Below are 12,538 nucleotides of genomic sequence, written 5' to 3'. Positions count from 1 at the left end.
ATTATTTATAAAGGCCAAGTAAGCGCAAGATGATTAACATTTGCCCGGTGTGATAGGCCGTATGTTCTATAACCAGCATAACTTCCCGCAGTAAGCTATGATTGTCAGAGTTTTTAACCGGAAGATTTAAATCAATGTCAGCATCTAAAATAAAATTTTTAAAACGCTCCCTATCTTCAAAATAATCTTTCTTTAATTTTCCCCAGTCTTCTTTACTTTGGGGAGCCGATTCGTTCGGCCAATAGTCGTCGGGCCATTTTGAGGTTTTATAAGCTTCAGAAGTAGTATATTCCAAAATATCCTTTTGAGCATAAGAGATATGATAGAAAAGCTCGTAAAAGGAATAGGGTAAATTACAAGGCTTTTCTCCTAATTTTTCAAAAGGAATTTTATCGATAAAGTCTTCTAAAGCCATAAAAGCTTCACCTCCTTCTAAATGCTTAATTAATTGTTTTTTACTTGCGGAATCTGACATATAATTGACTTAAATTCTACCTTTTAATGCGTTAAACGCCCAGGAAATGGCAAAAAATCCAATTCCCGTGACCGAGAAACCAATGGCGTAATCTCGATATTTAAGCACACCCAATAAAATAATAGCGGCACCAATAATGAACAAAGCAAAAGATGCCCAGGCGAAAATGGTATTCTTATTCATTCCCATATTAAAGATTTTATACAAATATCGGCTATTTTACATTCCCAAACCACAACTAGAATTCACGCTATTTTGTATTTTAGCCAAAAGACGGCTGCAAATTTAAAATTTACTGAAATTTTGATAATATATCTACCTATTTAGAAGATATTTCTAATTTCAGGAATAAAAAATCATAATATATGAATATGAAATTCAATAAAAATGAAGACCATAACAAACTCCTGGTTTCTTCATTAAATCATAAACTTAAACGCGTAAAGCTCGGTGGTGGTGAAAAGCGCATTGAAAAACACCACGCCAAAGGAAAAATGACCGCCCGCGAACGTATTGATTTTCTATTAGACGATAAATCCAATGCTATTGAAATTGGGGCATTTGCTGGCGAAGGAATGTACGAAGAGCACGGGGGCTGCCCTTCGGGAGGTGTTGTTGTTAAGATAGGTTATGTTTCAGGGAAACAATGTATTGTTGTTGCCAATGATGCTACGGTAAAAGCAGGAGCATGGTTTCCTATAACCGGAAAGAAAAACTTAAGAGCGCAGGAAATAGCGATTGAAAACAGGTTGCCAATTATTTATCTTGTAGATAGCGCCGGAGTTTATTTACCAATGCAGGATGAAATTTTTCCGGACAAGGAACACTTCGGAAGAATCTTTAGGAATAATGCGGTAATGAGCAGTATGGGAATTACTCAAATTGCAGCGGTGATGGGAAGCTGTGTAGCCGGTGGCGCATATTTGCCTATTATGAGTGATGAAGCACTTATCGTCGAAAAAACCGGAAGTATTTTCCTCGCGGGAAGTTACCTGGTAAAAGCTGCAATTGGAGAATCTATAGATAATGAAACTCTTGGTGGTGCCACTACACATTCTGAAATTAGCGGGGTGACCGATTATAAAGCGAAAGATGATAAAGACGCGCTCACCCGCATTAAAAATATTATGGATAAAATGGGCGACTTCGATAAAGCCGGATTTAGCCATAAAAAACCCGTTAAACCAAAAGAAAAACAGGAAGATATTTACGGAATTCTACCTAAAAAACGAAGCGATCAATATGATGTTAGGGAAATAATTTCCCGTCTCGTAGATGGATCGGAATTTGAAGAATATAAAGAAGGTTACGGGCAAACCATTATTACCGGCTACGCCAGGATAGATGGCTGGGCCGTGGGTATTGTTGCTAATCAGCGTAAAATTGTAAAAACTACGGCATCAAAAACGAAACCTACAGAAATGCAATTTGGCGGTGTGATCTATTCAGATTCAGCCGATAAAGCAACTCGTTTTATTGCAAATTGCAACCAGAAAAAAATTCCGTTGGTTTTCCTTCAGGATGTTACCGGATTTATGGTAGGCAGCAAAAGTGAACACGGCGGCATTATTAAAGACGGCGCTAAAATGGTGAGCGCAGTTAGTAATTCTGTAGTGCCTAAATTCACCATTATCATGGGGAATTCTTATGGTGCAGGAAATTACGCCATGTGCGGAAAAGCTTACGACCCTAGACTTATCGCAGCCTGGCCTAGTGCCGAGCTTGCAGTAATGGGAGGAACACAAGCAGCAAAAGTTTTAGCGCAAATTGAAACGGCTGCAATGGAGAAAAAAGGCGAAAAGGTTGATGAAGAAAAAGAAAAAGAAGTTTTTGAGGCGATAAAATCACGTTATGATGAACAAACTTCGCCTTATTACGCTGCTGCACGTCTATGGACAGACGCCGTAATAGATCCTTTAGATACCAGGAAATGGATCTCTATGGGAATTGAAGCCGCCAACCACGCGCCTATTGAAAAAGACTTTAATTTAGGAGTAATTCAAACATAATTTCAGAAATAAAAATGAAAAATTTAGTTTTAATGCTGGCCGTTTTCATTGCCGCATCTAATACTTCCTGCGCCCAGGTTTTAAGCAACAAAGAAGGTAACTATACTGAAGCCGATTCACTTAGAGGATCGTTAAGACCTGAACGTGCTTTCGATGTTCAGAAGTATCATTTAAAGCTTAAAGTTGAACCCGAAAAGCAATTTATTTCAGGTTCAAATACTATTAGTTTTATTGCTGAAGATGATCTTTCAACCATTCAAATAGACCTTTTTGAAAACATGCAGGTGGATTCTATTCTTCAGAATGATGAAGTTTTAGCTTTTGAACGTAAACATAATGCGGTATTTATCGAGTTGGAAGAAACGGTAAAAGCCAATGAAAAAGGAGATATTCAATTTTATTATTCCGGAAAACCTATTGTAGCAAAAAATGCGCCCTGGGATGGCGGTTTTGTTTGGGATAAAGACGATAATGGAGATCCGTGGATTGGTGTTGCCGTACAGGGAACCGGTGCCAGTCTTTGGTATCCAAATAAAGACCATCAAAGTGACGAGCCGGAAGAAGTTCAGTTAGATATCGCAGTTCCAAACGGATTGATGAACGTTTCTAACGGGCAATTTTTAGGTGAAAAAGATTTAGGAAATGGTTTTACAGAATGGAGCTGGAAAACCGTTAATCCTATCAATAATTACAACGTAATGATCAATATTGCGAATTATGAGCATTTCTCTGATTCGTATGGTGATCTAGATCTCGATTATTATGTCTTGCCTTACAACCTGGAAAAAGCCAAAGAGCAATTCAAGGAAGTTAAACCAATGATGGATTGCTTTTATGAAAAATTCGGGGAATATCCTTTTGTGGAAGATGGATTTAAACTAATTGAAACTCCTTACCTGGGGATGGAACACCAAAGTGCAGTAGCCTACGGAAACGAATATAAAATGGGTTATTTAGGCAACGACCTCTCCGGGACCGGGATTGGTTTAAAATGGGATTACATCATTATCCACGAATCGGGTCACGAATGGTATGGCAACAGTATTACCGCAAAAGATATTGCCGATATGTGGATTCACGAAGGTTTTACTTCATATACCGAAGCTGTTTACGTAGAGTGCCGCTGGGGAAAAGAAGAAGCCCTCGAATATCTAAAAGGCACGCGCCGCGGACTCGGGAATAACGCAACAATTATTGGTGATTATGGTGTGAATAGTGAAGGTTCCGGTGATATGTATTTTAAAGGTGCCAATTTACTAAATACCATTCGCAGCATTTATGATAATGATGAATTATGGTGGAAAACACTAAAAGATTACACCGAAACCTACAAACATCAAATTATAGATACCGAAACTACAGAGAACTTCTTTAATAAGGCAACTGAAGTAGATTTACAACCTATTTTTGATCAATATTTACGGCATTCTGATTTGCCTAAACTTGAATTCAGAAAAAAAGAAGGTAAAACCCAGGCGAGATGGATAGCCGAGGTTGAAGATTTTAAAATGCCGGTAGATATTTTGGTTGATGGAATGGAAATTAGAATTTATCCTACAAACGAGTGGCAGAATTTAAAACAGAATATTGCGCTGGAAAAAATAAAAGTTAACGAACTGGAATTTTACATAACTTCTGCTTATATAAAATAAATAAGAAAACTAGTTTATTCAACAACCTGCAGATTATTTAATGCTGCAGGTTTTTTTTTATTCATATGGAATTAATTTACCTTGCTTTTAAAGGTATTTTCTCTATGAATTTTACCCGTATGCGTTTCTTCAAATTTTTCTATAAAATAGATTTTTTTAGGCCGCTCGTATTTCTCCAGACTTTTTAATTCATTAATCTCTCTTTCTAGTTTTTGCAGAAAATCTTCTGAAAATTCATTTTCAACAAAAAGCACCAGTTTTTCCCCTAAGGAATCATCTGGCATTGCCGTTACAAATAAGCGCTGATCTATAATTTTGGAAAGCTTCTTTTCAATTTGTTCTGGATGAAGTTTTATTCCGCCAGAATTGATCACGTTATCTATTCTCCCTTTCCAAATAAATTTCTTGTAGGTAAGAATCTCCACCACATCATTAGTGGTAATTATTTCATCTGAAAGTTTAGGAGCCTTAATCACTAAACAACCTCTATCATCTTGCGAAATATTAATATTCGGCAAAACTTTAAAAGGACGGGATTTTTTCCTGTTTTTTGATGGATTTAGCCTTTTTGCGGCAATATGGGTAACGGTTTCCGTCATTCCATAAGTTTCATAAACCTTGGTGCTAACTTCTTTTACCATTTTTTGAAGCCTGGGCGAAACCGCACCACCGCCAACAATAAGTTTCTTTATAAGATGCAGACGCCCAACCGAATTATCTAATTGAAACGGCGTCATTGCACAAAAATCATAACGTTTAAAAACCTGGTCTAAAGGATTTGAGGAAGGTGGCACCATATCTAATTGCCAGCCCAAAACCATTGCCCGAACCAGCATCATTTTCCCGGCAATATAGGTAGCGGGCAAACATAGTAAAGCAGTAGTTTTCTCAGGAAGATCAAAGAAACGGGAAGTTGCAATGGCAGAGTTGATCATCTGCTCTTTTTTGATCCTTATAATTTTTGGTTTCCCGGTAGAGCCAGAAGTTTTTACCTCAACATATTTTGAAGGCTTGATCCAGTCTAAAAGGAAACTTCCTATTTTCTCTTCAAATGCCTCTCCTTCTTTTATAAAGCTATAGGCCACTAAATGCAGTTCGGCATTGGAATAATGTCGTTTATTCAGCCTGAAATCGGGATGAGTTTCCGGTACTTTGTATTTATCTGCCATATTTAAAACCAAATATGTTACATTTCTACATATTGAAAGTTAGCAAATTGTAATGATAAATTTAACTTTCTTCTGAAAGTTTTAAGGTTTCTGGCTTTTCTACTTTTCCGAAAAGTTTATTTTTCCAATTATTCCAGCCATATTTTTTAGCCATTATGAAAAGAAAAAGGGGATAAATTATAAATACTGGAATAGCCACATCCCAGAAACCTGCTATGGGCGCAGAAACGTCTTTAAATATAGATTCAGTTTGGAAAGCAGTCCAGTCGGCAGTAACCAATAGCGCCGCAACCAAATTATTAGCGGCATGGAAGCCAAGCGCCAGTTCAAGACCTTCATCCATTAGCGTCATAATGCCAAGCATGAATCCCGTGCCAATGTAGTGTATCATAATTATATCTCCCAGCTGGCCTACCTCTGGATTAAAATAATGCAGCCCACCAAAAATGATAGAAGTTAGAAATAATGGAACCCAGCGATTTTTAGCAAACACACCCAATCCCTGCATTAAATATCCACGGAACATATATTCCTCAAAACTGGTTTGCAGTGGAATAAATATAACGGCAATTCCTACCAAAATAAGAAATGAGGTGGGTTCGAAATTTAACTGATAATCTTCAGGATAAAAGAAATAATATCCCAGGGTGGTTAAGATAGTAAAGATAGCTACCAGGGTAAAAGCAAAGAAAAACCGGCTCCAATCTAGCTTCTTTCGAGTAGTGGTTAAGGTTTTTAATGGCTGCGAATGCAGGTATTTTGCATTGAAAAAAACCGCCACCAGTCCGGCTGCAAAAGGTAATAATAAGAAAAACAACGTTAAATTAGAATCAAAGACTTTTAAAACTGCTGTTTCGTCCATAGCGGCATCAAAACCACCTTCCAAAAAAAGAGCTATCAGAAACGGGATTTGGGCCATAAAAACCGCAATCATAATTATAACTACCCCAATAATGTATCTCCATAATTCATGGTGACACCTAAACGCCTGCGCTATATACATTTACTAAAAATTAAATTCCCAGCTTTTAGCTGGATTATACTGAATATTTCCTTTTTCTACCTCTAACGGACTTTGAATATTATTGGTATACAAACTTCCGGTGCCAAGTCCCTGGGGCATTTTATTGTTTTTTGTATAAGTAAATTGGGAAATTGCATTTAGCCCTACATTACTTTCTAAAGCACTGGTGATCCACCAGCCAATATTGTTTTCTTCGGCTAAATCTATCCATTCTTGTGTGCCTTTAACACCACCGATTAAACTGGGTTTTAAAATTATATACTGTGGCTTTATTGTATGTAACAATTCTTTCTTCTTTGTTACATTAAAAACGCCAATCAATTCTTCGTCTAAAGCAATTGGCAGCGGAGTTTCCCGGCATAAATCTGCCATTTCCTTCAGCTGTCCCTGTTTTATAGGTTGCTCTATACTATGTAATTGAAATTCACTTAAACGCTTCAGTTTTTCCAGGGCTTCTTTAGGTTTAAAAGCTCCATTTGCATCTACGCGTAATTCTATTTCTTTGGAAGAAAATTCAGAGCGAATATATTTTAAAAGCTCCAGTTCGGTTTCAAAATCTATCGCACCAATTTTCATTTTAATACAATCAAATCCCGCTTCAATTTTCTCCTGAATCTGGGATTTCATAAATGATTTCTCCCCCATCCATATCAATCCGTTAATGGGAATTGAAGCTTTTCCTTTTGTAAATTCTGAAGGAAATATTTCAAAAGGATTTTTGGCATTTAAAGATCTAAAAGCCATTTCTACTCCTATTTGGATGCTGGGGAATTCTTTTAACTCTTCCCAAAGCATCGTTTCGCCCAAATTAATATTGTTACAAACCCATTGCAGTTTTTCTTCATAATCTGGCCTATCATCCACACTCAGACTTCTAAGAATACCGCATTCACCGTAACCAACTTTATCAGCATCGGTTATTTTTAAAAACCAGGTTTCTTTAGTAGTAAGAACGCCCCGCGAAGTTCCGCTGGGGCGCTTAAATTTTAAGATATACTTTTTATAATCTGCCTGCATATATTTTTATTGGGAAAAAAGTGGAAATTAAAGTTCCAGGCTCTCTCCTATTTCAAGAAGCATAAGGTCTTTACCCTCATCAAAGAATTTTCTTTTTGCTTCTTCGTGGTCTATTTCAATATAACCAAAAGTATCATAATGGCAACCCAAAACTTTGTCACATTCTACAAAATCACTGGCTACTATGGCATCTTCTACACCCATTGTAAAATTATCGCCAATAGGCAAAATTGCAAGATCTAAAGTAGTGCGCTGCGGAATCAATTTCATATCCATAGTAAGCGCAGTATCGCCGGCAATATAAATATTTTTGTGTTCTCCTTCAATTACGAATCCGCCGGGTTGGCCGCCGTATTTTCCATCGGGAAAAGAGCTGGTATGAATTGCATTTACGTATTTTACTTTTCCGAACTCAAAATCCCAGCTTCCGCCGTGATTCATTGGGTGAACCTCAATGCCTTTTTCTTCGTAATGATTTGCGATCTCAAAATTACTCACAATTACAGCGCCTGTGTTTTTGGCAATTTCTTCAGCATCTAAAGTATGATCCTGATGTGCGTGGGTGAGTAAAATATAATCAGCTTTAATGTCTTTGATATTGATTTTATCTTTGGCGAGTTCATTCCCGGTAATGAACGGATCTACCAAAACATTGATATCTGCTATTTTAATTCCGAAGCAACTTTGTCCGTAATACGTGATTTTCATAATATAATTTTTATGTTCGCCCTAATTTAAGGATTCGCTGAAAAAGGTTAGAAATGACCAAATATATAATTTTGTTAAACTTCTTACCATATCTGGCCTAAACCAAAAAGTATAGCGGTAGCAAAGGTAGAAAGGGCTAAAATTTTAAGTTCTGGATCAAGTAAAGTAGCATTTTCATTTTCTACCACTCTTTTAAGATGTAGTATTAAGGGAATAAAAGCCGGCAGATAAAGAAAATCGTTTACACTTTCTAGGGTAAGTACGGTGAATAAAACCAAACAAAGTATGGCTCCCAGAATAAGTGCATAATGATAGTTTTTGGCATTTTTAGCCCCGAGTTTCACTACAAGAGTATTCTTTCCCGCTTTTTCATCAGAAATTCTATCGCGCATATTATTGAGATTTAAAACCCCCATACTTAAAAAACCAATACTGAATGACGGAAGCAACACTAACCAGTTCCATTGATGCGCGTATAAAAAATAAGAACCGTAAACGGCAACCAGACCAAAGAAAATTAACACAAAAACATCTCCCAGCCCCCGATAACCGTAAGCCGATTTACCTACGGTATATTTAATGGCTGCAGCAATTGCCCCAACTCCCAGTAGGAAAAAAAATAAAGCATAACCTAAATTTTCTTTCCCGAAAGCAGCATAAATAAGTAAAACAGCAAATAATAAGGTAACAATTGCAGTGATTACAATTACCTGAAACATTTCCTTTTGAGAAATAAGTCCGCTTTGTATAGCACGTTGCGGGCCTACCCTATCTTCATTATCGGTTCCTTTTACACCATCGCCATAATCGTTGGCAAAATTTGAAAGCACCTGTAATCCTAAAGTGGTGGCTAGTGCAAGACTAAAAATAGTAATACTAAAAACACCTTCGCTAACCGCAATGGTGGTTCCAACAATAATTCCGGAAACCGATAATGGTAAAGTTCTTAACCGGGCAGCGCTAATCCATGAATTTATTTTACCCATTTTAATTTAAGATCTTAACCATTAATTCTTTAAGCAAATCGCCGTGAGAAATATTCACCGCGCCCACACCTTTTCCTTTTACGTCACTTTCGTGCAGCAAGCCAATTACCTGACTCACTTTTTTCATCGGATAATTTTTTGCTGCGGCTATATAATCCCCAACAAAATAAGGATGCACTTTTAGCTGTTTGGCTACGTTAGCCTTAGATTTATCGGGGAGGCCGTGATATTGCATAATTTGTGAGAAATAAGAAAATAAGAGCGAAATGGTCACCACCATTGGGTTGTCTTTCGGGTTTTGCGCGAAGTAATTTACAATGCGATGCGCCTTTAAAGAATCTCGCATTCCAATGGCTTTCCGCAGTTCAAAATTATTAAAGTCTTTACTTATTCCTATATTTTGCTCAATAAGCTCTGGGGTAATTTGAGTTCCTTCAGGCGTAATTAGTTGAAGTTTATTTAATTCGTTATCAATTTTCCCCAGATCAATTCCTAAAAATTCTACCAGCATTTGTGCTGCTTTTGGAGAAATGGTATAATTTCTTGCCTTCAGGGTTTTCATGATCCAGTCTGCCACCTGGTTTTCATAGAGGCGTTTACTTTCAAATAAAATCCCACTTTTCTTTAGAACTTTAGAAAGTTTCTTACGCTTATCCAGGCTTTTGTATTTATAACAAAAAACCAAAGTGGTGGTAGGCTGAGGATTTTCGGCATAATCTACCAGTTTCTCTATGCTCCTGGAAAGGTCCTGTGCTTCTTTAACGATAATCACCTGTCTTTCGGCCATCATTGGGTAGCGCTTGGCATTACTCACAATTTCATCTATATTGGTATCGCGGCCATACATAATGATTTGGTTAAAACCTTTTTCTTCTTCTGCCAGTAAATTTTGCGCTATAAAATCTGAGATCCTGTCTATATAATAAGGTTCTTCGCCCATTAAAAAGTAAAGCGGCGATACACTACCTTTTTGAATATTATTTACAATCTCTTTTGCTTCTTCCATTAAGGTGAAGGATTTTTGAATTTTAAATTAAACTGAAGCTTGCTGCGCTGTGGTTTTCTTTTTTACTTTTGGCCTATGTTAGCGCTTAATTTTCCAAAATATTCGTTCCGGTTCAAAAATAGTGAAAATAAAATAGCCGTTTTTGATGAACTCCGGAAAAAATTTGTGGTTTTAACTCCCGAAGAATGGGTGAGACAACACGTGGTTAAATTCCTTACTTTAGATAAGAATTATCCTAAAAACCATATTAATGTTGAAAAACAACTTAAGCTTGGAAAGCTTACTAAACGCTATGATGCGGTAGTTTTTTATCCTGACGGAAAAATAAAAGTGGTGATAGAATGTAAAGCCCCACATATTAAAATAACCCAGGAAGTTTTTGACCAGATCGCCAGGTATAATTTGAGTTTAAAAGCCGATTATTTAATGCTTACCAACGGATTGGAGCATTACTTCTGCAAACTTGATTACAAAGAAGAAAAATATCATTTTCTACCTGAAATTCCCGATTATATTTCTTCTAAAACTTCTGAAAAACAATGAGCACCGCAGTAGTAATCTTAAATTGGAATGGCCGCAGTTTACTGGAGCAGTTTTTGCCTTCGGTAATTCGTTTTTCTGAAGGTGCCAATATTTACGTAGCTGATAATGCTTCTACAGATGATTCGGTAGAATTTGTACAGGAAAATTTTCCGCAGGTCAAAATTATTCAGAATAAGGAAAACGGCGGATTCGCCAAAGGTTACAACGATGCGCTTTCCGGTTTATCCGAAGATATTTTTGTCTTGCTAAATAGTGACGTAGAAGTTACTAAAAACTGGCTAAACCCTATTCTTGAAATCTTTAAAAACGAACCTAAAACGGCTGCAGTCCAACCAAAAATACTTGATTTTAAAAGAAAAAACTACTTTGAATATGCAGGAGCAGCCGGCGGCTATATTGACAAATATGGCTATCCATTTTGCCGTGGGAGGATCTTTGATACTTTAGAAGAAGACCACGGGCAGTATAATGACGATACTCCTATTTTTTGGGCCAGCGGTGCTTGTTTTGCAATTAGAAATACAGTTTATTGGGAGGCCGGTGCGCTCGATGAAGATTTTTTTGCCCACCAGGAAGAAATAGATCTATGTTGGCGAATCCATAATTTAGGCTATCAAATAAAATTTTCTGGAATTTCCAACGTTTACCACGTGGGTGGTGCTACCCTGGATAGTATGAATCCCAGGAAGACGTTTTTCAATTTCAGAAACAGTTTATATATGCTTTTAAAGAATGTTCCCACACCTAATGTTTACGGCATTTTAATTATGAGAATGATCCTGGATGGGATTGCGGGAATCAAGTTTCTGATAAATGGGAAATTCTCACATTTATATGCTATCCTGCAGGCGCATACCGCTTTTTACCGTAATTTTCAAAAAATGCATAGAAAACGAAGAGGAATTACAAAAAACTCTGAATATTATCAGGTAAAATCTATTATTTGGTCTTATTTTTGTTTAGGCAAAAATGAATTTTCTAAATTAAAATAAAGGTATTCAAACTTATAGTAAAGCTTCTTTTTCCGCTTTACTTTTTTTTGATACTTTTGAATCATCTAACATTAATAACAATTACAAGATTATGAAACGAATTATGCTTTTATCGGCAACCGCCGTTCTTTTGTTTTCCTCTTGCGTATCTAATAAGAAATACGCTGAACTGGAAGAAAAACAAAAACAAACCCAGGATGAACTAAACACTGCAACCATTAAATTAAATGCGTGTTTAGAAGATAAACAAAACCTTAACCAGCAAATCACAAGACTTAACAATACCAACGCGGCATTGCTTAACAACGTAGGTGACCTTGCCACTCTTTCTAAGAAAGAAGCAGAAAACCTTGAGCGTTCTCTTGAAAGCATTAAAGAAAAAGACCTTGCTATCCAGAGTATGCGTGATGCTATTAGCAAAAAAGACTCTGTAACTTTAGCGCTTGTAACAAGCTTAAAAGGTGCTTTGGGTAATATGGCCGATGAAGACATTGAAATAAATGTTGAAAAAGGTGTAGTTTACGTTTCTATTTCTGACAAACTTTTATTTGACAGTGGAAGATACAATGTAACCGACCGTGCTAAAGAAGTACTTGGTAAAGTTGCTACTGTAGTTAAAAACAAGCCAGACATCGAGTTTATGGTAGAAGGACATACTGATGATAAAGCTATCAAAACTTCAATGTTTGAAGATAACTGGGATCTTAGTGTGAAAAGAGCTACTTCTGTAGTTAGAATTCTTCAGGATGAGTTTGGTGTAGAGCCAGCTAGAATGACTGCCGCTGGTAGAAGTTACTATGTACCTGTTGCAACCAACGAAACTGCTGAAGGTCGTGCTAAAAACAGAAGAACAAGAATTGTAGTTCTTCCTAAACTTGATCAATTCTACGGAATGATCGAAGAAGGAATGAAATCTGCTAAATAAGCTTTGATTCTTTTAAATATAGAAAAACCCCG

General features: G+C 36.8%; 13 protein-coding genes. 5 read left to right on the top strand and 8 right to left on the bottom strand.

Annotated features, from left to right (window positions below):
- Position 1 precedes the first annotated feature (1 nt).
- Both AO058_RS08555 and AO058_RS08550 read right to left on the bottom strand, forming a co-directional pair.
- Positions 2-475: a DinB family protein gene (locus AO058_RS08555; RefSeq protein WP_075326059.1), complete on the bottom strand. Its 474-nt coding sequence runs from the start codon at positions 473-475 to the stop codon at positions 2-4.
- A gap of 9 nt (positions 476-484) precedes the next feature.
- Positions 485-664, bottom strand: a complete 180-nt coding sequence (locus tag AO058_RS08550) for a CAL67264 family membrane protein (protein ID WP_075326058.1) — start codon at positions 662-664, stop codon at positions 485-487.
- A gap of 176 nt (positions 665-840) precedes the next feature.
- Here AO058_RS08550 and AO058_RS08545 point away from each other — a divergent pair, with 176 nt between their 5' ends.
- Together AO058_RS08545 and AO058_RS08540 are read left to right on the top strand one after the other, a co-directional pair.
- A complete protein-coding gene (locus AO058_RS08545; RefSeq protein WP_075326057.1) occupies positions 841-2,484 on the top strand; it encodes an acyl-CoA carboxylase subunit beta in 1,644 nt (547 codons plus the stop codon).
- A 14-nt stretch (positions 2,485-2,498) separates the two neighbouring features.
- Positions 2,499-4,136, top strand: coding sequence for a M1 family metallopeptidase (locus AO058_RS08540; RefSeq protein WP_075326056.1), 1,638 nt, complete (start codon positions 2,499-2,501; stop codon positions 4,134-4,136).
- A gap of 71 nt (positions 4,137-4,207) precedes the next feature.
- On the opposite strand, the gene AO058_RS08535 is transcribed toward AO058_RS08540, so the two are convergent.
- The 6 genes from AO058_RS08535 to holA form a co-directional block, all read right to left on the bottom strand.
- Positions 4,208-5,305 (bottom strand): AMP-binding protein, encoded by a 1,098-nt coding sequence (locus AO058_RS08535; RefSeq protein ID WP_075326055.1) that lies wholly within the window; start codon positions 5,303-5,305, stop codon positions 4,208-4,210.
- A gap of 61 nt (positions 5,306-5,366) precedes the next feature.
- Positions 5,367-6,308, bottom strand: coding sequence for a CPBP family intramembrane glutamic endopeptidase (locus tag AO058_RS08530; RefSeq protein ID WP_075326054.1), 942 nt, complete (start codon positions 6,306-6,308; stop codon positions 5,367-5,369).
- 3 nt (positions 6,309-6,311) lie between these two features.
- Complete coding sequence (locus AO058_RS08525; RefSeq protein ID WP_075326053.1) at positions 6,312-7,346, bottom strand: o-succinylbenzoate synthase; 1,035 nt, start codon at positions 7,344-7,346, stop codon at positions 6,312-6,314.
- A gap of 27 nt (positions 7,347-7,373) precedes the next feature.
- A complete protein-coding gene (locus tag AO058_RS08520) occupies positions 7,374-8,054 on the bottom strand; it encodes a metal-dependent hydrolase (RefSeq protein ID WP_075326052.1) in 681 nt (226 codons plus the stop codon).
- 83 nt (positions 8,055-8,137) lie between these two features.
- Entirely contained in the window at positions 8,138-9,040 is a 903-nt protein-coding gene (menA, locus tag AO058_RS08515) for a 1,4-dihydroxy-2-naphthoate octaprenyltransferase (protein WP_075326051.1), read from the bottom strand.
- A gap of 1 nt (position 9,041) precedes the next feature.
- The gene (gene holA, locus AO058_RS08510) at positions 9,042-10,046 is read right to left on the bottom strand and encodes a DNA polymerase III subunit delta (RefSeq protein ID WP_075326050.1); all 1,005 of its coding nucleotides are present in this window, start codon (positions 10,044-10,046) and stop codon (positions 9,042-9,044) included.
- A 75-nt stretch (positions 10,047-10,121) separates the two neighbouring features.
- Between holA and AO058_RS08505 the strand changes: the two genes are divergently transcribed.
- The 3 genes from AO058_RS08505 (at position 10,122) to AO058_RS08495 (ending at position 12,506) form a co-directional block, all read left to right on the top strand.
- The gene (locus AO058_RS08505; protein WP_075326049.1) at positions 10,122-10,589 is read left to right on the top strand and encodes a type I restriction enzyme HsdR N-terminal domain-containing protein; all 468 of its coding nucleotides are present in this window, start codon (positions 10,122-10,124) and stop codon (positions 10,587-10,589) included.
- Positions 10,586-11,581: a glycosyltransferase family 2 protein gene (locus AO058_RS08500; protein WP_075326048.1), complete on the top strand. Its 996-nt coding sequence runs from the start codon at positions 10,586-10,588 to the stop codon at positions 11,579-11,581. The genes AO058_RS08505 and AO058_RS08500 overlap by 4 nt, the downstream gene beginning before the upstream one ends.
- Before the next feature lie 91 nt (positions 11,582-11,672).
- Positions 11,673-12,506: an OmpA/MotB family protein gene (locus AO058_RS08495; RefSeq protein WP_075326047.1), complete on the top strand. Its 834-nt coding sequence runs from the start codon at positions 11,673-11,675 to the stop codon at positions 12,504-12,506.
- The last annotated feature ends 32 nt before the right edge of the window (positions 12,507-12,538 follow it).

Source organism: Salegentibacter sp. T436 (assembly GCF_001932675.1).
GTDB classification, from domain to species: Bacteria; Bacteroidota; Bacteroidia; order Flavobacteriales; family Flavobacteriaceae; genus Salegentibacter; species Salegentibacter agarivorans.
The sequence above is the reverse complement of the archived record's forward strand: the minus strand, read 5'-3'. Positions and strand labels throughout refer to the sequence as shown.